Here is a 22,962-nt window from a genome sequence, read left to right as displayed (position 1 = left end):
AGCCGGCAATTGCAATATCGCTATATGCAATTGCCGACAAACCCCTTACAAAATATTAAAACCCCTTTATGCCTGAAATGAACAAGGTGATTTGCATGTCAATGAATTCGTCAATAGAATGCTGACGATGTAAAGCCCATTTGCGAAACGCCCAGCTTTGTCCTGAAACAACTAAGTTATTGGCTGCTAAATGGATTTGCTTATCTGTCATTGTTAGTTCGCCAGACTGCACACATCGCTGTAACAAGCGTTCAAATGTGGCAACCATTTCAAACTCTTTACTAAAAACATAGCGTTGTGCTTCTTTCGACAATGATTTTGTTTCTTGATACATGATTGTTAGCTCATCAACCATACTATCGATTTGCAGAAAGTATTCCCGAATCATTTCTTTTAACTCATCAATTGTTCCTGCTTTAATCTCATAACTTGAAAGACGCTCCATCGCATGGTGATAGATACTGTCACAAACAAGGTATAGAACGTCTTCTTTCGTTCGGATGTATTCATACAAAGTACCGATACTAAAGCCTGCAGCTTTTGCAATCTCTCTCGTCGTGGCACGGTGAAAGCCTTTTTCTTTAAATAGCTTAATAGCTCCTTGAATCATTTGTTCACGACGAATGGCGATTAGATTTTCATCTTTTACGGTTGACTGTACTTGGGGCCTTTTATCTTTATCAGTCATCAATTATTTCGTTAGCATACGCGAGATAACAAGACGTTGAATCTCCTGCGTACCTTCGTAAATTTGTGTAATTTTAGCATCACGCATAAAGCGCTCTACAGGGTAATCTTTTGTATAACCATAACCACCAAATACTTGAACCGCCTCTGTCGTTACACTCATCGCTGTATCGCCAGCCATTAATTTCGCCATTGCAGATGCCTTACCATATGGTAGGTTATTAGATTCTAACCATGCCGCTTGGTATGTAAGAAGTCGAGAAGCCTCTATTTGCGTTGCCATATCAGCTAATTTAAAGGAAATGCCTTGATTTGCAGTGAGCGGTTTACCAAATTGCACACGTTCTTTGGCATAGTCAACTGCTGCATCGAGTGCTCCTTGTGCAATTCCTACTGCTTGAGCTGCAATACCATTACGTCCACCATCTAGTGTCGTCATGGCAATCTTAAAGCCTTCCCCTTCAGCCCCTAATAGATTTTCCTTTGGAACACGACAGTTATCAAAAATAATCTCTGTTGTTGGAGATGAACGAATTCCTAATTTCTTTTCTTTCTTCCCTACAGAGAAACCTTCAAATCCAGCTTCCACGATAAATGCGGATGTGCCATGTTTTGCTTCTGGATCTGTTACTGCAAATACAATATATGTATCTGCTACTCCACCGTTCGTAATAAAGATTTTTGAGCCGTTTAAAATATAATCATCGCCATCACGTTTTGCATAAGTTTTCATGCCACCCGCATCAGAGCCAGAGCCAGGTTCTGTTAAACCATACGCACCAATATGTTTGCCTTCAGCCATGGGACGAAGGTATTTTTGTTTTTGTTCTTCTGTACCGAACTTGTAAAGTGGCCAACCTGCCAGTGAAGTATGTGCAGATAAAGTTACACCAGTCGAAGCACAAACACGTGAAAGTTCCTCAACAGCTATGACATATGCAAGGTAATCAAATCCTGCACCACCATATTCCTCAGGCCATGGAATACCAGTAAGCCCAAGCTCCGCCATTTTGTCGAAAATCGCACGGTCAAATTCTTCATTTTCGTCACGTTCAGCAGCTGTTGGCGCCACTTCATTTATAGCAAAATCACGAATCATTTCACGTAATTGTTCATGCTCTTCTGTTAACTGAAAGTTCATTGTCCATTTCCCCTTTTTAGTTAGACTCTGTTTTGTATTACCTGATTATGGTTAGTTTAGATTAGGAGCGTTTTTCCCTTACTCTGGAACGGTACACATCACTTTGTACCATTCGCAATATCAGGCTTTATTTCAGTAAATGTTTACTAATGACTAGTCGTTGAATCTCACTTGTACCTTCATAGATTTCTGTCACCTTTGCATCGCGGAAATAGCGCTCTACTGGATAATCTTCCGTATAGCCATAGCCGCCAAATATTTGAACAGCCTCTATTGCCGTTTGTACCGCTGTTCGTGATGAGAAAAGTTTAGCCATTGAAGCTTCTGCTCCACATGATAAACCTTTTGCTCGTAAATCGGCTGCACGATAGACTAACAGTTTTGCAGATTCAACTGCCGTTGCCATATCCGCAATCTTAAATCCAACACCTTGTTGCGTGGCAATCGGCTTGCCAAATTGAATGCGTTCTTTAGCATAGGCAGTAGACGCTTCTAGTGCCGCCTCAGCAATTCCTAACGCTTGTGCTGCAATGCCGATTCGTCCAACATCTAAATTGGCCATCGCAATTTTAAAGCCTTCTCCCTCTTCCCCAAGTAGGTTGTCAGCTGGAATGCGACAATTATCGAATGTCAGCTGAACTGTACGTGAGCCGTGTAAGCCCATCTTATGCTCATCTTTTCCGATGATTAAACCAGGCGTTCCCTTTTCAACAATAAATGCTGAGATACCCTTTGTTTTTTCAGCTGGGTTAGTTGAGGCGAATACAATATACACATCAGCTTCTCCACCATTTGTAATAAATACTTTGGAGCCGTTAATCACATAATCATCGCCATCACGCACTGCCTTAGACTGTAAAGAGCCAGCGTCTGAGCCTGCACTTGGTTCTGTTAAACAAAATGCGCCTAAATATTCGCCTGTTGCAAGCTTTGGTACATAACGTTTCTTTTGTTCGTCATTCCCAAAGTAAATAATTGGATTCGTTCCAACTGAAGTATGGACGGATAAAATAACACCCATTACAGCGCTTACTTTTGATAGTTCATTAATCGCAATAATATAAGATGTAAAATCCATGCCAGAGCCACCTAAGTCTTCTGGCGTCGTAATCCCCATTAAGCCAAGTTCACCCATTTGCTGTAGAAGTTCACGTGGAAATTCTCCCGCTTCCATTCGCGCCACCCATGGTTGAATTTTTTCCTGAGCAAATTGACGAACCATATCGCGCATCATAATTTGCTCATCTGTAAATTGCAAATGCATCTATAATGTCACCCCTCTAAGTTGTCCCGAAACATCTAAATAACCCCATCCCCATAGGATTACTCGTAAACGTAAAAACCTCTTCCTGATTTCTTACCTAGCCAGCCAGCTGCAACGTATTTACGTAGCAGTGGGCAAGGGCGATATTTACTGTCTCCAAGACCCTCATGTAAAATTTCCATGATGTAAAGACAAGTATCTAATCCAATGAAATCTGCCAATGTTAATGGCCCCATTGGATGATTCATACCAAGCTTCATCACATCATCAATTGCTTCTTTTGTCGCCACACCTTCGTAAAGTGCATAAATTGCTTCATTAATCATCGGTAGTAGGATTCGGTTTGAAATAAATCCTGGGAAATCATTCACTTCTACTGGTGTTTTCGATAATTTAACCGTCATCTCTTCAACAGCTTTGTACACTTCATCTGTTGTTGCTAAACCTCGAATGATTTCAACAAGTTTCATAACTGGTACAGGATTCATAAAGTGCATACCAATTACTTGCTCTGGACGTTTTGTTACTGCTGCAATTTCTGTAATAGGCAGTGAAGATGTATTCGTAGCTAAAATAGCATGGGCTGGCGCAATGCCATCAAGTTGCTTAAAAATGGATTGCTTAATTTCCATATTTTCCACAGCTGCTTCAATGATAATATCTACATCACTAGCATCCTGTAAATCTAGTGACATACTAATTCGACTTAGAACAGCAGCCTTCTCATCTTCTGTTTTACGCCCTTTTTCTACATCACGTGATAAATTTTTGGTAATAACCCCTAAACCACGCTCAAAAAATTCTTGTTTGATATCGTTCAATTTCACATCAAAGCCTGCTTGTGCACAAACTTGGGCAATACCAGAGCCCATTTGCCCTGCACCAATGACCATTACCTTTTGAATTCCCATTAGTTCAGTCCCCCTGTTTTTGGTACTTCAATCATAATTGCATCACCTTGGCCGCCGCCTGAACAAATTGCGGCAATGCCAATGCCACCGCCACGACGCTTCAATTCCTGTGCAAGTGTTAATATGATACGTGCTCCAGATGCCCCAATAGGATGACCTAAAGCAACTGCACCGCCATTAACATTCACTTTTTCTGCATCTAAATCTGCCAACTGCTTGCTGACTAAAGCTACCGCTGCAAAGGCTTCATTGATTTCAATTAAATCAATATCTGCTAATGATTTATTAGTCTTTTTCAGTAATTTATTAATAACAAGACCTGGTGTTTGTGGGAAGTTTTCTGGCTCAAGCGCAAGTTCTTCGTGACCAACGATTACTGCCAATGGTTCTCTACCTTCACGTTTTGCACGTTCCTCACTCATGACAACAAGTGCACATGCACCGTCGTTAACCCCAGGTGCATTACCTGCTGTAATCGTGCCATCTTTGTCAAAGGCTGGTTTTAGCTTCGCCAGTACCTCCAAAGATGTTCCTGCTCTTGGTGCCTCATCTGTATCAACAATAAGTGGATCACCTTTCCGTTGAGGAATCTCTACTGGTACGATTTCTTCAGCAAAGTAACCTTTTTCAATTGCGGCTAGCGCACGTTCATGACTGCGTACTGACCAAGTGTCCTGTTCTTCTCGACTTAGCGAGAACTCTTTAGCTGTTGCATTACCATAGCTACCCATATGCGGTCTTTCTTTATCGAAAGCACATGTTAAGCCGTCATATAGCATGCCATCTACCATTGTAGAATCTCCCATACGCAAACCATTTCGACCATTCAGAAGATAATATGGTGCATTGGACATAGATTCCATGCCACCCGCAATAATCACTTCTTCGTCCCCTAAACGAATCAATTGATCTGCTAATGTCACGGCACGCATCCCTGAAGCACAAACTTTATTGATTGTTTCTGTTTTTACTGCTGTTGGTAAATTTGCCTTCAGAGCAGCCTGTCGAGAAGGAATTTGCCCCTGTCCCCCTTGTAAAACAGAACCTAAAATTACCTCATCCACTTGCCCAGGTGCAAGATTTGCTTTCTCTAATGCCCCTTTAATTGCAATCGCACCTAAATCACTTGCATGTAATGCTGATAATGAACCTCCAAATTTACCAAATGCAGTTCTTGCCCCTGCTAAAATTACAGCTCTATTCAAGTAAAACACCCCTTTTGTTTTACGTTCTCGATGAAGCTGCAAAGCATTATTGACTGAACGCTCGCTCGACTTCTATCGAGGAAAAATGGGAGTTTATTATCTCAACTCCCATTCCCATTTAATCTTATTCTACAAAACAATTTTTTATTGTGCAATTTATATTTTTCAGATAACTAAAATATTTCTGCAATAGCAATCATTTTTCTGCGTTCGCTTCCGTATTCTCGTCTTGTCGAGCATTTTCTATAGACGCTACCACTTCTTCGTATGTTTCTTCTGTTTCTTCGGAAGAAGGATTAACTGCCTTTACTTTTTCACCAAACACTGAACGTTCTAGTAATTCTGCAACATCAAATGTTCCAATAGAGTCTTCAACCTCTTTTGCCTTTGTACCATCTTCTAGCATTGTTAGGCAGTAAGGACAGCCCGATGAAATAACTGATGCATTTGTTGCAAGAGCCTGTTCTGTTCGAGCTACGTTAATGCGATTTCCTACATCCTCTTCCATCCACATTAATCCACCACCAGCTCCACAGCACATCGCTGTTTCGCGGTTACGTTCCATTTCAACAAGCTTCACGCCAGGGATTCCTCGAAGGATCTCACGTGGGGCATCATATACATCATTGTAGCGGCCTAAATAACAAGAATCATGGAAAACAATCGTTTCATGAACCTCATAGTTTAGCGCTAGACGATTTTCCTCAATCAACTGATTTAATAACTCAGTGTGATGATACACTTCACCTTTCCAACCAAAGTCTTGATATTCATTTTTAAAGATATTGTAGGCGTGAGGATCGATTGTTACAATTTTCTTCACGTCATTTTTCTCAAACTCATCAATATTTGCTGTAGCTAGCTCTTGGAATAAGAATTCATTCCCTAAACGACGAGGTGTATCCCCAGAGTTTTTCTCTTTATTACCTAAGATTGCAAACTTCACACCAGCTTCGTTTAATAGACGGCAGAATGCTAAAGCGATTTTTTGAGAGCGATTGTCGAAAGCTCCCATCGAACCAACCCAGAATAAATACTCCATTTCCTCGCCAGATTTTTTCAGCTCTTTTACAGTTGGAATTTGGATTGTTGGATCTAGATCACGCCAATTTTCTTTTTCCTTGCGGTTCAAGCCCCAAGGATTACCTTGTCGTTCGATATTCGTCATTGCACGTTGAGCATCAGGATTTACTTTCCCTTCAGTCATTGTTAGATAACGACGTAGATCAATAATTTTATCAACATGCTCATTCATTACAGGGCATTGATCCTCACAGTTACGACATGTCGTACAAGCCCAAATTTCCTCTTCTGTAATGACATCGCCAATTAAAGATGGACTGTAGATATCCTCAATTACAGCACCTTCAGCACCAGCTGCCATTGCAAGCTGATTACCCTTTGTATTGGCAAAGAATTGATAAGGAACCCATGGTTTTTGCTTTGTTACGACTGCTCCCGTAAATGTTAAATGATCACGCAATTTTACGATTAAATCCATAGGAGACAGCATTTTTCCTGTTCCTGTTGCTGGACACATGTTTGTACAACGTCCGCATTCTACACAAGAATATAGATCGAGCATTTGCTTTTGTGTGAAGTCCTGTATGCGTCCTACCCCAATAGAAGGCATATCCTCTTCGCTTTCAGCATTTTCTAAGGCCTCAAAATCAATTGGTGTTAATGTCCCCGTACGATCTAAGCGATTCATGTAAACATTAAGCGGACTGACAATTAAATGGAAATGTTTAGACTGCGGTACATATACAAGGAATGTTAATAAAATTAAAAGGTGTGCCCACCACATTACATAAAACACACCTGCGGCAACTGATGTAGGTAAGAAGCCAAAAATAGCAGCAATACTTGAAGCAACTGGCTCCGTATAAGTTAATCCCTCACCATGCCAAATTAATCCCATACCATTAGCGATTAATGTAGAAACCATTAACCCCCCAATGAAAATTAATACAAGGCCGTTTTTCCATCCTCGTTTTAGACGCACTAGCTTTTCAACATAGCGGCGGTAAAATGCCCACACTACCGCGATTAAAATCATTAAAACTACTAGTTCCTGGAAGAATGTAAAGACACCATAGAAAATGCCTAGTGGCAAATGTGACTCTGGTGCTAGTCCTTTCCAAATTAAATCAATGGCCCCTAACTGTACCATCAAAAATCCATAGAAAAACATAACATGTATTAAACCACTCTTTGGATCCTTTAATAGCTTATTTTGACCAAATACATTGACCATAATATAACGAAGTCGTTCTTTAACACTTTCATCAAACTCAACCTTTTTCCCCAATTGCACATACTTATAGCGTGTTTTCAACAGGTAGAAGAACAATCCTACTGCATAAAGCACAACCACGACTGTTAAGACAATGTTAGCAATTAATAATGGACTCATGGTTGGTCCCCCCTTTAGTTTGTCGTAATTTTCTCTCTTTGTGACGAATTTGCTAGTTCATACAGAAATGTACTTCACTTTATCATTATATTCCTATTCTAATAAATGAGTGAGCATTCAGTCAACATAAAACGGAAATATTTCTGATAATTTTATATTCTTACATTTTACAAGAAAAAAAGCCACCCTGAATTTTTTCAAAGTAGCAATTTTTACTTTCCTTACCTTTTGTACTTAGTTGGATGTCGCATATTCAGTAGACATTTGAACATCTGCTAAAATTGCATACAAACCTATACCGCCCCGTAGCTTAATACCTGGCAATTCATTTTTTGTATAAAAACATTTACTAAATCAAACTTTATTTTTTAAAAACATTCCCACTGCGGATATACTCAACATCTGCAACGTTTAAGCGAGCATTTACAACACGTGCAGCTGCAAATAAATAATCCGATAAGCGATTTAAATATTTTTGTACAACCTTTGGTACATCTTCAACTTCTTTCATGAGTGTCACCATCTCACGCTCTGCTCGACGTGCAACCGTGCGTGCAATGTGTAAAGTTGCCGCTGCTGGCGCACCTCCTGGTAAAATAAAACGTTGTAAAGGTGGTGCTTCGTCTGATAAAACATCTATACGAGTTTCAAGTACTTCAATCGGTTGCTCTGTTAATTTATAATGACGTTCTTTCATCACATTAGCAAGGTCTCCACCAGCATCGAACAGCTCATGCTGAATTGTCTCTAGGTCTGTTAAAATATCCTTAAAAAGCGCTTGATCTAATTCACTTACAGCCTTCCCAATAAAGGAATTTAATTCATCAATTGCCCCATATGTTTCCACACGTAAACTATCTTTATCAACCCGTCCTCCAATAAGACTTGTTTTCCCCGTATCGCCTGTTTTCGTGTAAAGCTTCATTTCTCTCATCTCCTAAAACTGATTTTTGTAATTCCTAATCGCCTGAACTGTTGTTTCATAGACACCCTTTGCAATCATTTTACCAACTTCTGTAATTGGGCCACCATACAGCATTTCTTCCCCTTTTTGAGTTGCAGCAATTAACAGACTATCTGTAGCAGTACCTGTTGCAATGGTTCCACTCCGTTCATCACGAATATTTTCTGATTGCAACGCCTTTGTTTTTGCCTCAGTTGCTGTCATCAATGCCTGAAAAAATGCCTCTTCCGATAAACAGCCATTAATGATAACCCATGTATTAATAGTACCAATATATGGATCATCTTGTCTTTCATGGACTCGAGATACATCAACTGCATTGCCTACGCCAGCAGTTACAGCTACGATTATACTGCCAAAAGGTGCTGAAAATTCATTGATGGCCACTAGAGCTGTTGGTACTGCGGTTAGCATAACAACAGTATTGGTAGGTGAAAAATTTTCCTTTTTTAAAAATTCTTTAACTTCTCGTTTCACATCGCTGATGACATAATCCCCAGGAACTGAGCGATTTAATAAGCAATTATGCCAGCCTATACCCGGGTTATGAACTGCCGAAGATACGGTCTTCAAAGGAAGCTCTGATTGAAGTTGGATATATTGTTCAGTTATCATAAAATGCTCTTTTTTGATGACAGCTCGCTGCTGGTAGTCTGTAGCTGCGGGCATCATTGTAATTTGAGGTTTTGGTACTTCAGGATGAGCATATGTAGTCACCCGTGCTTGATAAACTTCTTCAATTTGGGAGGCAATTAATACTTCATGTGGTGCACCAAGTGCTCTCATTCGTCCGCTTTCCATCAGCAATAATTCATCACAATAAAGAGAGGCTAAATTCATATCGTGTAGTACCATAACAACCGTTAAACCACACTCCATCGCTTCCTTCCGAACCATATCTAAAATTTGACGTTGGTGGGCAATATCTAAATGATTAGTTGGTTCATCCAGTAATAGTATTTCTGCAGTTTGTGCTATGGCTTGTGCTACAAATACTCTTTGTTGTTCACCACCAGATAAAAATTCCATTGGTGTATGCTCATATCGCTTTACACCTGTTTGTAGCATAGCATGTTGTACAGCCTGTTCGTCCTGTTCAGACCAACTCGAGAAAAAGCCTGTTTGATGCGGGTAGCGCCCCAGTGAAACTGCCTCTCTTACACTGTTCGAGAAAGCATTTGCATGAAGCTGTGGTAATACAGCCATTTTTTTTGCCAAAGCACGAGCATTATAAGAAAGAATATTTTGTCCATCAATCGAAATGGTTCCAGCAGTAGCTGGTAAAATACCACTCATTACTTTTAATAATGTAGATTTCCCGCTACCATTCGGCCCTAGAATACCAAGAATTTTTCCTTTTTCAACAGTAAAACTAATGTCCTTGACGATTGGTACATCTTCATAGCCACCTGATAGCTGTTCAACAACAATCATGCCCGTACCCCCTTACTTCTTCGCTGCTTATAAAAAATATAGGAGAAAACAGGAGCTCCAATAAATGCCGTAATAACACCAATTGGTAGCTCTCTTGGCACAATAATTGTTCGTGCTACTAGGTCGCAAATAATGAGTAATGTTGCACCATTGAAAAAAGATAATGGTAATAAATGGCGATGATCAGAACCCCAAATCATCCTTGTCATATGCGGCACCACTAATCCTACAAAGCCAATTGTGCCAGAAACCGCTACAGCCGCTCCAGTGAGCATGGAGCCACCTGCTAATATCAAATATTTACTACGCTTCACATTAACACCTAAATGTTTTGCCCGTTCTTCACCATACAACAAAACATTTAGTTCTCTTCTTTGTGTCCATAGCATAATTGAACCTACAATCACAAATGGAATGATCATTTGGACATATGGCCAACCACGCATCGAAACAGAACCAAGTAGCCAGCCTATTACCTGACGTAATTCTTCACCAGATAAGGCAATCATTAATGAAATAAGGGAACCTAAAAATGAACTAAAAATAACACCTGTTAATATCAACGTTTCCATTTTCAATGAGCGGTCTACGAGTCTAGCAAAGCTCATAACAACTACCATCGTGATGATAGCACCAATCATACTGAAGGTTGGCAGCGCATACAAACCGACAACAGGTATAGAAATACTAAAAAAGATCGTTAAAACAGCACCAACAGATGCCCCTGATGAAACCCCTAGTGTATATGGATCTGCTAATGGATTTTTTAATAAACCTTGGAATGCTGCTCCAGCAATAGCTAGAGATGCGCCTACTAGTCCCGCTAATAACACGCGAGGCAAACGAATTTTCCAAAAAATATTGGCGGCTGTTTCATCAACCGCCTTATTCCATAATACTTCTAATGGAATGTGAACTGAGCCTATCGCTACGCCACACCAGATGCTAATAAAAAGAAGCGTACATGTTAGTGTATAGGCTAGTGCTATTTTTTTCACTTAAATACCTCAGGATAGATTGCTTTTGCTAATTCTTCTAGACCTTCTGCTAAACGTGGCCCTTGACGACTTGTTGTACTTTCATCTACCTGCACAATCGCATTATTTTTTACGGCATTAATCGTATCAAAGCCCGCCCGTTTTGGTATTTTCGTTAAAATATCTGGTACATAATGATATGTCACCACGATGACATCTGGATTTTTTGCGATAATTTGTTCTGCATCAATTTTATACCAATTATCGCCATCTACAGCTACATTCTCTGCATTGATCATTTCAAGCATCGCGTTCATAAACGTACCATTGCCAGCTGTATAAATATCTGGCTCATCTGATGCTTCAACTAACACTTTTTTGGGTTCAACATCCTTGACTTTAGACAAAACTTCTTCTACTTTCGCCTTCATATTAGCAACAATTTTTTCTGCCTCTGGTAATTTCCCTGTAGCACGTCCAAGTTGCTCAATTGTTGTATATGTTTCATTAAAGTCTTGTGCATTTCTTACTACAAAAACTTTCAAACCTGCTGATTCAAGCTGTGCAATAGCCTCTTCTGAAAGAGACATGCTAGATTCGTGTGAAAAAACGATATCTGGTTTTAAGGCAATAATTTTTTCAATATCGTACTCCATACCGCCAACCTTATCCTTCTCAGCTGCCTCTGGCGGATAATCGTCGTTGTCAGTAACACCAACTATTTCATCATTTAAACCTAGTCCAAAAAGGATTTCAGTATTACTCGGAATAAGTGAAACAATTTTCTCAGGAGGTGCTTCAAGTGTAATGTCCTTACCAAGGGCACCTGTTATCGTCATTGGGAATGTTGCTTCATCCACCTGTGCTGTTTCTTGCTGTGTTTGCTGCTCGTTAGATGACTTGTTATCTTTTGCTTCCTGCCCACAAGCAGCTAGCAAGCCTACTGCTAAAAATGCTGATAATCCTATTTTCCAAAATTTCTTCATGTGAATCCTCCTTCGTTGGTCCATGCGACATTTCGCTTTATTTTGCATCAAAATAAAACCCCTCATCTTTGAACGATGAGGGGGCAAAATCGCACCAAAAAACTGATACAAAATCCACCACCCTATCCTCGTAGGTTGTCATGTCGTTATAAAGGCAGGTCTCCTGGCTAGTGCTACTTGCGATTTTTCAAGCCTTCCCGAAATCTTCAGTGGCATCATTTGAAAAAACTCACACTTACAGTGGCGGGACCGCATCGGAATTACACCGATTTCCCTTTTCACTTTACTTAAGTAAAGAACCTTTATAATATTCAGTTGATTTCATTATACATGAAAATGAAAGAAGTCGCCTCCATTCAAGACGACTCCCCGGCCATTATACAATTTCAGAAAAGTATTGGACTGTTTTCATTTGAGCACCCATTTCTCTTAATGACCATGTCTGTTCTAAATAAACGTCCGCTAGTTTTTCATATTTTCCACCAAATTTATGTGCCCACTCAACCGCTATGACACTTTCATAAAGGTGAGCCATTTTTTCAGCCATACCTTTTGCTTCAAAAGTTTTCGTTGCCTCGTCTAAAGCGCTAAAAATTTGCAGTTTTATAGAAATATTCGCCAATTGTTCTTTAACGATTTGTACTAGTGAGCTGTCAGCTAATTTCTCTAATCGTTCCTCCATCTCACAGACAAACAGTTCATGTGCATGAAACTTATCCACTAAACGAATGAGTTCTAAGGCCAAAATATTAGCCGTCCCCTCCCACACCGTCAACACTTGCGCGTCTCTTAATAAGCGGGGCGTTACAAAGTCTTCTATATAGCCATTACCCCCGTGTAATTCAATTGCCTCACTAGCATAGTGAACAGCTTGCTCTGCCGTTTCCTTTTTCATAATGGCAATATATAAACGATTCATAATAAGGTCTTGCTGTGTTCCCTGTCCACTTGTCACTTTATCGTATAATTGAATAAGATCAAAAACTGTCGCTACTTCCACGTGCAACTTAGCTGCAAATTTCCCTAAAGTATCCTGAATCATAGGGTATAGTGTTAAGGGCTTGCCAAATGCATGTCGATTGCTTACATAATGTTTTGCCTCTAAGAAGCCACGACGCATAATACCAATAGAAGCGACTGCATTACAAATTCTTGAGAGATTTAGTGCTTCTAGCATATAATAAATCCCTTTATTTTGCTCCCCTACAACATAGGCAAGTGCACCATCAAATTCTACCTCACCAGAGGGAACTGCCCGAACGCCTAATTTATCTTTCAATCGACGAATACGTAGATGATTTGTTGTACCATCTTCTTTACGCCAAGGAACTGCAAACAACGTTAAGCCTTTGGAACCTGCTGGCGCCCCTTCTATTCGTGCCAATACCATCGCTACACCACACATGCCCGCATTGGATGCAAAGTATTTTTCACCATATAGACGATACGCAGTGCCATCCTTTCTCGCCTCCACCACATTTGCACCGACGTCAGAGCCTCCTTGACGTTCTGTTAAAAAGGTCGCACCTTCATATAAATCTGTGTCACCTGTTGCACAAACATGTGGTAAAAAACGTTGCTTTACCTCTTCATCTGCATAATGATCTAATAGATAGGCAGTAGCCATCGTCAATGTTACAGGACAATAAAATCCTGGCTCTGCATGTGATAGCAAATAACCTTGTGCAAAGCTATAAACATAATTCCCCTTGTGACCTAGCTGCGGAATATGCTTGTGTACATAACCTACAATCCCAGTATTATATGTCTCTTCAATCGTTTTTTTATAGCCATCATTAACCCAAACCTCTGATATCTCTTCACCATAGGCATCATATCTTTGAAGGCGAGGTTCACTCTGTCGATCTGTATGCTTTGCCCTCGTATCAATATCACCTGCACATAGCTCACCAAAATCTGTTAACTCTCGTTGGGCATATGATAGAAACTCTTTATCTAACATCATTCCTACTATTTTTTGAAGCGTGTCATCTTCCGTAAAAAAGTTCGTAGTACGCATTGCTTCTTTTTGTAATACTTTCATGCTATCTCACCTCTTGCCCCTTCAAATTTTGTTTTAATATTTTGCCTGATGCATTGCGTGGTAGCGCTTCCACTTTTTCAAAAATACGTGGTATTTTAAATTTTGCAAGATGTTCCTCTAAATAAGCTTTCAAAGCTTCCTCATCGATGTCTTGTTTAGCAGAATACACCGCCTTTACCGTTTCGCCCCATTGCGGATGTGGCACACCAATTACCGCAACCTCGAATATTCCTTCAAAGCTCAATAAACAATCTTCAATTTCTTTCGGATAAATGTTGACACCACCCGAAATAATGACATCCTTTTTACGATCTACAATCCAAATAAAACCATCTTCGTCCTTACGAGCTAGATCTCCTGTTTTTAACCAACCGTCAATAAAGGCTTCATTAGTTGCTACTTCATCCTTATAGTAGCCAAGCATGTTACCCTCACCCAACAAGACAATTTCCCCCACTTCGCCTACATTTACATCTTCTCCACTGTTATTCACAATACGCAATTCTGTACCAAGTGGCGCCCGCTGACCAATACTTCCTGCCTTTGCTTCATGCTCCTTGCCAAATAATAATGAACCACTTGGACCTGCCTCTGTTAATCCATATACACAAGTTAAGTTATTTGTGCGGAATGCCTGCTGAATGAATCGAACCTCACTTTGAGATAACGGTGCCCCACCATAGACCCACCATTTCATAGAAGACAAATCTGCCGAATGTAGCCTTGGCATCTGTGCCGTTAATAAATAAGCAACAGGTGCACCAAAGAAATGTGTTGTTTTCTCCTTTTCAATGGAATCAATGAATAAATCGGGTGTAAAAGTTGGTGTTAATACATTTGTTGAGCCTACCAATACACCCGCCATTAAAAATAAATGTAATGGTGCAGAGTGTGTTAATGGCATCATGAGCAAAATACGGCTCTCGGGCTTTACCTCCATTTCAACAGCTATCATTTGCGCCACTGTTAAAATATTACGGTAGCTAAATAACACACCCTTTGGTTTTCCTGTCGTACCAGATGTATATAAAATCGTGGAAGGGTCATCCTCTTGTAACTGACAATCAATTGTTTGTGTACTAGCATTTTGAAGCATTATTTCATATTGATGCCATCCCACTTTTTCTTGACCTGTTTTAATTTTTAACGGAATTCCAGCTAGCTGTTCAACTGCTGCAAAAATAGTCTCATGTACGACAATTGCCTTCGCTTCGGCATGTTGCGCCACGTACTCTACTTCTTGCAATGTAAATTTCGCATTGACTGGCACAACGATCGCTCCGATACGCTGAATAGCAAAGTAACTGACTACAAACTCTAAAACGTTTGGCATAAAAATTAAAACCTTATCCCTCTGCTTTACTCCCTGCTCTAGTAAAGCATGACTAAAACGTGTCACCTGCTTATCTAAATCTTGGTAGGTTACTCTTCTGCCATGACAAATAACGGCTTCATTTTTCGGATACTTACGGGCATTACGTGCTAACAAATTGGAACTATTCATCTTGCATCTCTCCCTTTAAAGTCGCTAATTTTTTACTAAACATGCCATGCATTTGTTGTAACTCATGCTTCATCTGCGTCAGCTCAGCTATTTTACTCTCAATCTCTTGAATTTTTTGATCTCCGTATTCAACCGTTCGCTCTAATTGCTGAATTCCTGAGCGATCAAAATCAAATAGTAAAACCATCTCTTTGATTTCCTCCAACGAAAATCCGTAACGCTTGCCTCTGAAAATAAGCTTGAGCTTCGCCAATTCTTTTTTGGAAAAGGTTCGTTGGTTGGTAGATGAACGATGGGGGCAAAGAAGCCCAAGTTCCTCATAATAACGAATTGTCCGCGTAGACACATTAAACTCCTTTGCTACCTCCTGAATCGTCTTCAAAACCATCTCCCCTTTCCTAATTGGCAACAGTATACCATTGACGTTAACGTAAACTACAACAGAATTTTCGGAATTAACAGAAAAACAAAGTTTGAAACAGCTAATTTCCCACGGTTTATCCATGTCTTTTGTCTTTCTATCCGTCACATTTGGAACTTTATCTCTCATATTCAGCCTTCTATCCATAAAAAAAGCTCCTAACCCTTTTCAGGTTAGGAGCTTAAAGTTTAATTACATTTTTTCAGGTGCAGATACGCCGATTAAGCGTAGTGCATTTGCAATTGTTGTGCGGACAGCCGTAATTAATGCTAAACGAGCCTCTGTTAACTCTTTGTTTGAAGCATCTAATACTTTTTCTGCATTATAGAAGCTGTGGAATGCAGCTGCTGTTTCTTGAATATAGTTTGCGATACGGTGCGGTGTGCGGTGTTTCGCTGCTTCCGCTACCACTTTCGGGAAATCACCAATCTTTTTCAGTAAATCGATTTCCTTTTCTGCTGTTAACAAATTGAGATGTTCTGTTGTAGTAGCAAAGTCTTGTTCATTTGCTGAACGTAAAATAGATGAAATACGTGCATGCGCATATTGTGCATAGTACACAGGGTTTTCATTAGATTGTGATACTGCAAGGTCAAGATCAAAGTCCATATGAGAATCGCCAGCTGTTTTTACAAAGAAGTAACGAACTGCGTCAAGGCCAACCTCTTCTACAAGCTCACGCATAGTTACTGCATTTCCTGTACGCTTAGACATCTTGAATTTTTCACCGTTTTTATAAAGCTGAACCATTTGAATAACTTCCACTTCTAACGTATCACGATCATAACCAAGTGCTTGAATCGCTGCTTTCATACGTGGAATATATCCGTGATGATCAGCTCCCCAAATATTGATTAATTTATCGAAGCCACGGACAATTTTGTCTTCGTGGTAAGCAATATCTGGTGTTAAATATGTGAATGACCCATCATTTTTAATTAGCACACGATCTTTATCATCACCAAATGTTGTAGAGCGGAACCAAGTAGCACCATCCTCTTCAAACACATGTCCATTGGCTTTTAATTTATCTAAAGCTACTTCGATTTTTCCGTTTTCATATAGAGACGTTTCAGAATACCAGACATCAAAATTTACACGGAAGTTTGCTAGGTCTGTTTTTAATTTATCTAATTCTAAAGCTAAACCGTGCTGACGGAAGAAGGCAAAACGCTCATCATCTGATTTTGCTAAAATTGCATCACCATGCTCTTTTGCTAATTTACCTGCAATATCAATAATATCTTGCCCATGATAGCCGTCTTCTGGCATTTCAGCTTCCATTCCTAATGCTTGTTTATAACGCGCTTCTAATGAATAAGCTAAGTTATTAATTTGATTACCTGCATCATTAATATAATATTCACGAGAAACACTGTAACCAGCCATATCCAACACATTACATAAAGAATCACCAACAGAAGCGCCACGAGCATGTCCTAGGTGAAGATCTCCCGTAGGGTTTGCTGAAACGAACTCCACTTGAACCTTTTCCCCAGCGCCAGCATTTGAGCGGCCATAGTCCGTACCTTGCTCAAGTACCTGTGTCACTACCTCTGTTAGGAAATCTTTACGCACTGTGATATTCATGAAGCCTGGGCCAGCAATATCGATCTTTTCAATATCTGTGCCTGTTGTATCAAGATTTTCTAAAATAGCTTCGGCGATAGCACGAGGTGGCTTTTTAGCTAACTTTGTTAATTGCATCGCAATGTTTGTTGCATAGTCACCATTTGCTTTATCCTTTGGTGTTTCTAGGTGAATCGATAATTCTGTGCCAGCCTCAACTAGATCAGCTTTTTCAACAGCCTGCACGATCGCTGCTTTAATAGCCTGTTGTACTTGTTCTACTGCGTTCATCATTGTACCTCCGTAAATGTAATATCTAATGTATAGTTGCCAACGGATTGCCCACCCATTAGTAAATCGTACTGTACATGGAAATCTCCGCTTGTTGCCAGTTTTGTAAACGTCATATTTTTCGTATCAATCACGAGTGGCATAGCACCGAACTCACTTTCATAATGCCCTTTTTGTTGTTCAATTATGTTCAGCGGTAATCGCATATTAACCGCTCCAGCACGCATAATTAGTGCCTTCTCATGACCTAACTTCATCGTTGTGCGGATGGTTTTATCCTCCTGCACCTCATCATATTTCAAATACAAGCTTCCTGCTTTTTCAAGTAGCTGCCCTTTGAGCCACATTTCATAACTTTCGGACTCCCCATCACTTGGACGAATGGTAGAAATGAGCTTTATGTTCACTTGCGATCTTACATCGTTCGCCATAACGGATGCCCCTTTTTAGTCTTTTACTATAACCTTTTTATTATAGGATGAATACTTATGATTTTTCAAGATAGAAGTGAAGTAAAGCTCCTCAACAAGTTTATTCGAGAAAATATAAACCCTCTCCTTCCATTAACGGAAAGAGAGGGTTTCATTTTATCTATACCATTTTTTTATAATCAACTGTTGAACTATTAACATTAAAGCACTAACAGCCCAATAGATCGGGATAATCGCTGGATTGAACAGACTAAAAATGAGGATCATGATTGGATTAATAAATACCATTATCTTCATATTTAATGGTTGACCTTTCTCTAGGGCTATACAACTTTGAATGAAATAAATCAAACAAGCAATCATCGAAACCCCAATATCAATCGTTCCTAAATTCATCCAAAGGAAATTTTCACTGGCAATCACTAAATCTAGTTTAATCGCGTAGTACAGTGAAAATAATATCGGTAGTTGAATAAGGATTGGTAAACAACCTAGTAAAGAGCTTTTCAATGAAGCTGAAGTTAGCTCTTGGATTTGTTGCTGTACCATTCTTTTTTCAGATTCGCTTTGACTATTCTTATATTTGTCTGTAAGCGCATCTAACTCAGGCTTAATGGTAGTCATTAATTCTTTTGAGCGCTTTTGGTGTTTTGCCGATCGAATAAATAACGGCATAAGAATTAATCTGACTGCAATCGTAATAGCAATGACACTAAGTGCGTAGCTACCTGTAAAAGAATGGATGAAATGAATGAGGTTAATAATAGGTTGTGCTAAAAATGTTAACAATGGTTGTCCTCCTAGTTTTAAAGTTTAAATCAAACTAGGAGATACACTTTCTTCCTCATTGTCTTCGGACATTCTAATACACAGAACAAACCACGTTAGCATAGGTGGAGTCCAAGTATTCGTGATAGTATAGTCAACTTCAAACTCCTCGTCCTTCACATCTTGAACGGTTATTTTATTGACGAGATACAGATGCAAATGAACACTTAGTACAGTTAAAACCAAAGATGCTAATAGCCAAAAGTATTCCATTGTACTGACAAAAATGAATAAATCATTAATGAGAAGTGACCAAATCATAATACTCCTCCTTCCTTTATTAAAATTGAAGAAACATACATTTTACTAACCAAAAGATGACATTGTTTTCATCAATCTTTCTCTCTTTGTAATATAAACTATTACCTAACTTATCTACGCTATAAAGTAAAATAAGTTTCAATTTTATGCTAAGGCTCATTCTTCATTTCAGAAATATAAAATGGGGCTAGCTCATAGCTCACCCCATTCAACCAATCTTATTTATTTTACCCAGCCTAAGATCATTTCTCGTAATAATTTTGAGGCTGTGTTTGCTGTCATTTCTGAAGAATCGTAGATCGGTGCTACTTCAACTAAGTCGAAACCTACTACATTTACACCACTTGCTGCAATAGCATGGATGGAAGCGAGTAATTCTTTCGAAGTAATACCACCACAGTCTACTGTACCAGTGCCTGGTGCGTGTGCTGGATCTAAAACATCAATATCAATTGTTACATACACATTGCGTCCATCTAGTGTTGGTAGGACCTCTTTTAACGGTTCAAGCACTTCAAATTTTGATATGTGCATGCCGTTCTCCTTTGCCCATTCAAATTCCTCTTTCATACCTGAACGAATACCAAATGAATAGACATTTTTTGGTCCTATATGTTCCGCAATTTTACGAATTGGTGTAGAGTGCGAAAGTGGCTCTCCCTCATATTCTACTCGTAAATCTGTGTGAGCATCAAAGTGAATGATAGCTAGGTCATCATATTTAGCTGATACTGCTTTCATGACAGGCCAAGACACTAAATGTTCTCCCCCCATACCAACAGGGATTTTGCCATCCTCTAATAATTTTTCTATAAATTTCTCAATTTCATCTAATGAACGCTGTGCATTACCGAATGGTAGTGGAATATCCCCTGCATCAAAGTACTTCACTTCCTCAAGCTCACGATCTAGATATGGACTGTACTCTTCAAGACCAATGGATACCTCGCGGATACGCTGTGGACCGAAACGTGATCCTGGACGATAACTCACTGTCCAATCCATTGGCATGCCATAAATTACTGCCTGTGCATCGTCATATGTAGGATGACTTTTTATAAAAACATTTCCTGAATAAGCTTCATCAAATCTCATTGCTAGCCCTCCATATAATTAATCATCATTTTTCGTCTTCTTCTATTATGGCTTACAGGATTGTAATGAAACCTGTATCCTTTTATCCTCGTATACATTATTGGAACGTCTAGCAAATTTCGATTAAAATCTACAAGGTGCGATTTTTTTGTCGAATGCCAGCATTTCAAGTAGTACAAAAAAAGTATAGATGTTTTTGAATAAAGTGCAATAGTTTTTAGTTAGAATTTAGATTAAAGATGAATGTTCGAACACATACTAAAGCTAAGTTCGAAGTTGTGAGAAAACGAGGTGAAGTCGGATGAAACGAAAAAGCTATCATCGAAAGCAGCAACGTGTAAAGCGCACACGCAAAAGCCTTACGTTATTTGTGGCCTTTACATCTGCAATTGTCGTAGCGTTTGTCGCACTCCGCATCTATGTTCAAGTGGCTGGTGCACCGCCTTTAACCGTACCAAAGGCTTCTATTTTCTTAGATGAAAATGAGAACCAAATTGGGGATCACTTTACAAATCAACGACGATATTGGGTCGGCCTCGATGAGATGTCACCTTATTTAAAGGAAGCAGTTGTTGCTGTTGAAGATAAAGATTTTTATCAACATGGCGGTTTCGACTATTCACGTATTGCTGGTGCCATTTTAGTGGACATTAAAGCTGGCGGTAAGGTTCAAGGAGCTAGTACTATTACGCAACAATATGCTCGTAATCTTTATCTTTCCCACGAAAAGTCTTGGACACGTAAATTAAACGAAGCCCTGTATGCTTATAGATTAGAAGTTTTTTATGACAAGGACGAAATACTAGAGGGCTATTTGAATACGGTATATTACGGTCATGGCATGTATGGAGTAGAAGCTGCCAGTCGTTTTTATTTCGGAAAATCTGCCAGTGATTTAACACTTGCTGAAGCAGCAATGCTAACAGGCGTACCAAAAGGACCTAGTATCTACTCACCAATTGCCAATTTAGATAAGGCTACCAATCGTCAACACGTTATTTTAAAACTTATGGCAGACCAAGGTGCCATTACACAAGAGGAAAAAACGCGTGCGGAAAATGAACAGCTCGTCTTAAAAAATGATAGCTGGGTTGCAACCAAATCTGTTGCCCCTTATTTCCTGGATGTGGCTTGGCAAGAAGCCAGTGAAATCTTAAAATCAAAAAACCTTGATATTAGTGAAGGTGGCTGGACGATTCAAACAACGCTGAATCTGGAACATCAAAAAGCGGCTGAAGAAGCAGTAGCCAAAAATATGCCTGCCAATGATTTGCAATCTGCGTTTGTAAGTATGGAATCTAAAACAGGAGCTGTCACTGCACTAGTTGGTGGTCGTGATTATTCAGTAAGCTCATTTAACCGAGTTACACAAGCCAAACGTCAACCAGGCTCTACTATCAAGCCGATCTTATATGCAGCGGCACTAGAAAATGGTTACACTCCACTAACTTTTTTAGATGTTGGGGAAACAACTTTTACGTATGATAATGGGCGTGGCACCTATGCACCTAAAAACGTCAACGGTCAATTTGCAGATCATGATATGACGATGGCACAAGCAATTGCTATCTCAGACAATATTTACGCAGTAAAAACCTTAGAGGACATTGGCTTCAAAGAGTTTCATGATATGGCAAACCGTTTTAATGTAGGAATTGGCGCGAAGGATAATTTATCAATTGCACTGGGAACGATTGAAACGACATTATACGAAATGACAAATGCATATAATATTTTGGCATCGCAAGGACAGCAAACAACACCAACAACCATTGTATCCATTAAAAATGCACATGGAGATGTTATTTATGAAAACAAAGATGTAGCAAGCAAAGCTGAAACAGCCATTTCTAAAGAAAATGCATACATCTTAACAGAAATGATGACAGGTATTTTTGATCCGGTTTTCAGTGACTATTCACCCGCTACAGGAATCAGTATTCGTTCACGTATGACACACACATATGCTGCTAAATCAGGTTCTACGAATAGTGATCAATGGTTAATTGGTTTTACACCAAGACTAACTGCTGGTGTATGGAATGGCTATGATCAGGGTAAAAACCTTACCACGAAGGAAGATACTGCTGCAACAAAGCAAATCTGGATTGACTTTATGGAAACGGTCAACAAAGGTACAAAAAATGAGGATTTCAAAAAACCTAAAGGTGTAGAGGGCGTTGTCATTGATATTGAAACAGGTAAATTAGCGACTGACGCTTGTCCTAAACAACGTCTAGTCTATGTAGAGTCGAAGGATGTACCAACTGAAAAATGTACAAACTTCGATATTCTCGACAGTAATACATGGGGAGAATTTTGGAATATGCTACCATTCTCTATATTTAAGGACTAAAAAGAGGTAATTTCGGAAACCTTTTTAATCCTAATACGTTTTAAGCTACGAAGGCTCTCGACAAAGTAACTGATATACGAAAAATAAGAAAAGCTTTCTCTTCCCCGGAGACGTGTCCGTGGGAACAGAAAGCTTTTCTTTTTTATGGTCCGCGAAGTATGAGCATCATGGGGCATT

General features: G+C 39.5%; 19 protein-coding genes and 1 riboswitch. Of the genes, 1 reads left to right on the top strand and 18 read right to left on the bottom strand.

Features of this window, described 5'->3' with window-relative positions; translation table 11 throughout:
• Positions 1-55: 55 nt before the first annotated feature.
• The 18 genes from NP781_RS25400 to speB all read right to left on the bottom strand — a co-directional run bounded on the left by NP781_RS25400 (position 56) and on the right by speB (position 20,429).
• Complete coding sequence (locus tag NP781_RS25400; RefSeq protein ID WP_004269438.1) at positions 56-688, bottom strand: TetR/AcrR family transcriptional regulator; 633 nt, start codon at positions 686-688, stop codon at positions 56-58.
• A 3-nt stretch (positions 689-691) separates the two neighbouring features.
• The gene (locus NP781_RS25395) at positions 692-1,828 is read right to left on the bottom strand and encodes an acyl-CoA dehydrogenase (RefSeq protein WP_004269437.1); all 1,137 of its coding nucleotides are present in this window, start codon (positions 1,826-1,828) and stop codon (positions 692-694) included.
• A gap of 127 nt (positions 1,829-1,955) precedes the next feature.
• Positions 1,956-3,092, bottom strand: coding sequence for an acyl-CoA dehydrogenase (locus NP781_RS25390; protein WP_257521117.1), 1,137 nt, complete (start codon positions 3,090-3,092; stop codon positions 1,956-1,958).
• Between the two features lie 59 nt (positions 3,093-3,151).
• Entirely contained in the window at positions 3,152-4,003 is an 852-nt protein-coding gene (locus NP781_RS25385) for a 3-hydroxybutyryl-CoA dehydrogenase (RefSeq protein ID WP_004269435.1), read from the bottom strand.
• Positions 4,003-5,208 (bottom strand): acetyl-CoA C-acetyltransferase, encoded by a 1,206-nt coding sequence (locus tag NP781_RS25380; protein WP_257521116.1) that lies wholly within the window; start codon positions 5,206-5,208, stop codon positions 4,003-4,005. Before NP781_RS25380 ends, NP781_RS25385 begins: the two co-directional genes overlap by 1 nt.
• Positions 5,209-5,404: 196 nt before the next feature.
• On the bottom strand, positions 5,405-7,624 hold the full coding sequence (locus NP781_RS25375; protein WP_257521115.1) for a heterodisulfide reductase-related iron-sulfur binding cluster: 2,220 nt from the start codon (positions 7,622-7,624) through the stop codon (positions 5,405-5,407).
• Between the two features lie 361 nt (positions 7,625-7,985).
• Positions 7,986-8,549 carry a cob(I)yrinic acid a,c-diamide adenosyltransferase gene (locus NP781_RS25370; protein ID WP_257521114.1) on the bottom strand — a complete coding sequence of 188 codons (564 nt, stop codon included), beginning with the start codon at positions 8,547-8,549 and terminating at the stop codon, positions 7,986-7,988.
• A 12-nt stretch (positions 8,550-8,561) separates the two neighbouring features.
• Positions 8,562-10,022 (bottom strand): adenosylcobinamide amidohydrolase, encoded by a 1,461-nt coding sequence (locus NP781_RS25365; protein WP_257521113.1) that lies wholly within the window; start codon positions 10,020-10,022, stop codon positions 8,562-8,564.
• The gene (locus tag NP781_RS25360) at positions 10,019-11,020 is read right to left on the bottom strand and encodes a FecCD family ABC transporter permease (RefSeq protein WP_257521112.1); all 1,002 of its coding nucleotides are present in this window, start codon (positions 11,018-11,020) and stop codon (positions 10,019-10,021) included. Before NP781_RS25360 ends, NP781_RS25365 begins: the two co-directional genes overlap by 4 nt.
• Positions 11,017-11,985 (bottom strand): ABC transporter substrate-binding protein, encoded by a 969-nt coding sequence (locus tag NP781_RS25355; protein ID WP_257521111.1) that lies wholly within the window; start codon positions 11,983-11,985, stop codon positions 11,017-11,019. Before NP781_RS25355 ends, NP781_RS25360 begins: the two co-directional genes overlap by 4 nt.
• A gap of 135 nt (positions 11,986-12,120) precedes the next feature.
• Positions 12,121-12,304: riboswitch (cobalamin riboswitch) on the bottom strand.
• Between the two features lie 57 nt (positions 12,305-12,361).
• Entirely contained in the window at positions 12,362-14,029 is a 1,668-nt protein-coding gene (locus NP781_RS25350) for an acyl-CoA dehydrogenase family protein (protein ID WP_257521110.1), read from the bottom strand.
• A gap of 1 nt (position 14,030) precedes the next feature.
• Positions 14,031-15,533, bottom strand: a complete 1,503-nt coding sequence (locus NP781_RS25345) for a class I adenylate-forming enzyme family protein (protein ID WP_257521109.1) — start codon at positions 15,531-15,533, stop codon at positions 14,031-14,033.
• A complete protein-coding gene (locus NP781_RS25340; RefSeq protein WP_257522574.1) occupies positions 15,526-15,915 on the bottom strand; it encodes a MerR family transcriptional regulator in 390 nt (129 codons plus the stop codon). Before NP781_RS25340 ends, NP781_RS25345 begins: the two co-directional genes overlap by 8 nt.
• A gap of 231 nt (positions 15,916-16,146) precedes the next feature.
• A complete protein-coding gene (gene argS, locus NP781_RS25335) occupies positions 16,147-17,814 on the bottom strand; it encodes an arginine--tRNA ligase (protein WP_257521108.1) in 1,668 nt (555 codons plus the stop codon).
• Positions 17,814-18,245, bottom strand: a complete 432-nt coding sequence (locus NP781_RS25330) for a YwiB family protein (RefSeq protein ID WP_004231523.1) — start codon at positions 18,243-18,245, stop codon at positions 17,814-17,816. Before NP781_RS25330 ends, argS begins: the two co-directional genes overlap by 1 nt.
• 156 nt (positions 18,246-18,401) lie before the next feature.
• The gene (gene yidC / locus NP781_RS25325) at positions 18,402-19,034 is read right to left on the bottom strand and encodes a membrane protein insertase YidC (RefSeq protein WP_257521107.1); all 633 of its coding nucleotides are present in this window, start codon (positions 19,032-19,034) and stop codon (positions 18,402-18,404) included.
• A gap of 24 nt (positions 19,035-19,058) precedes the next feature.
• A complete protein-coding gene (locus tag NP781_RS25320; RefSeq protein ID WP_221679334.1) occupies positions 19,059-19,334 on the bottom strand; it encodes a hypothetical protein in 276 nt (91 codons plus the stop codon).
• Positions 19,335-19,556: 222 nt separating this feature from the next.
• Positions 19,557-20,429 (bottom strand): agmatinase, encoded by an 873-nt coding sequence (gene speB / locus NP781_RS25315; RefSeq protein WP_257521106.1) that lies wholly within the window; start codon positions 20,427-20,429, stop codon positions 19,557-19,559.
• Between the two features lie 301 nt (positions 20,430-20,730).
• On the opposite strand from speB, the gene NP781_RS25310 reads away from it, so the two are divergent.
• Positions 20,731-22,785, top strand: coding sequence for a transglycosylase domain-containing protein (locus tag NP781_RS25310; RefSeq protein ID WP_257521105.1), 2,055 nt, complete (start codon positions 20,731-20,733; stop codon positions 22,783-22,785).
• Positions 22,786-22,962 lie beyond the last annotated feature (177 nt).

It is taken from the genome of Lysinibacillus sp. FN11, from assembly GCF_024628845.1.
Taxonomy (GTDB): Bacteria; Bacillota; Bacilli; order Bacillales_A; family Planococcaceae; genus Lysinibacillus; species Lysinibacillus capsici.
Note: the sequence above shows the minus strand (reverse complement) of the source record. Positions and strands in the feature narration are given on the sequence as shown.

What these genes read in the sequence shown, in the direction of transcription:
- NP781_RS25400 (WP_004269438.1), bottom strand. Translation starts at nt 688, where the DNA reads ATGACTGATAAAGATAAAAGGCCCCAAGTACAGTCAACCGTAAAAGAT.
- NP781_RS25395 (WP_004269437.1), bottom strand. Translation starts at nt 1,828, where the DNA reads ATGAACTTTCAGTTAACAGAAGAGCATGAACAATTACGTGAAATGATT.
- NP781_RS25390 (WP_257521117.1), bottom strand. Translation starts at nt 3,092, where the DNA reads ATGCATTTGCAATTTACAGATGAGCAAATTATGATGCGCGATATGGTT.
- NP781_RS25385 (WP_004269435.1), bottom strand. Translation starts at nt 4,003, where the DNA reads ATGGGAATTCAAAAGGTAATGGTCATTGGTGCAGGGCAAATGGGCTCT.
- NP781_RS25375 (WP_257521115.1), bottom strand. Translation starts at nt 7,624, where the DNA reads ATGAGTCCATTATTAATTGCTAACATTGTCTTAACAGTCGTGGTTGTG.
- NP781_RS25370 (WP_257521114.1), bottom strand. Translation starts at nt 8,549, where the DNA reads ATGAAGCTTTACACGAAAACAGGCGATACGGGGAAAACAAGTCTTATT.
- NP781_RS25365 (WP_257521113.1), bottom strand. Translation starts at nt 10,022, where the DNA reads ATGATTGTTGTTGAACAGCTATCAGGTGGCTATGAAGATGTACCAATC.
- NP781_RS25355 (WP_257521111.1), bottom strand. Translation starts at nt 11,985, where the DNA reads ATGAAGAAATTTTGGAAAATAGGATTATCAGCATTTTTAGCAGTAGGC.
- NP781_RS25350 (WP_257521110.1), bottom strand. Translation starts at nt 14,029, where the DNA reads ATGAAAGTATTACAAAAAGAAGCAATGCGTACTACGAACTTTTTTACG.
- NP781_RS25345 (WP_257521109.1), bottom strand. Translation starts at nt 15,533, where the DNA reads ATGAATAGTTCCAATTTGTTAGCACGTAATGCCCGTAAGTATCCGAAA.
- argS (WP_257521108.1), bottom strand. Translation starts at nt 17,814, where the DNA reads ATGAACGCAGTAGAACAAGTACAACAGGCTATTAAAGCAGCGATCGTG.
- NP781_RS25330 (WP_004231523.1), bottom strand. Translation starts at nt 18,245, where the DNA reads ATGGCGAACGATGTAAGATCGCAAGTGAACATAAAGCTCATTTCTACC.
- NP781_RS25320 (WP_221679334.1), bottom strand. Translation starts at nt 19,334, where the DNA reads ATGATTTGGTCACTTCTCATTAATGATTTATTCATTTTTGTCAGTACA.
- speB (WP_257521106.1), bottom strand. Translation starts at nt 20,429, where the DNA reads ATGAGATTTGATGAAGCTTATTCAGGAAATGTTTTTATAAAAAGTCAT.
- NP781_RS25310 (WP_257521105.1), top strand. Translation starts at nt 20,731, where the DNA reads ATGAAACGAAAAAGCTATCATCGAAAGCAGCAACGTGTAAAGCGCACA.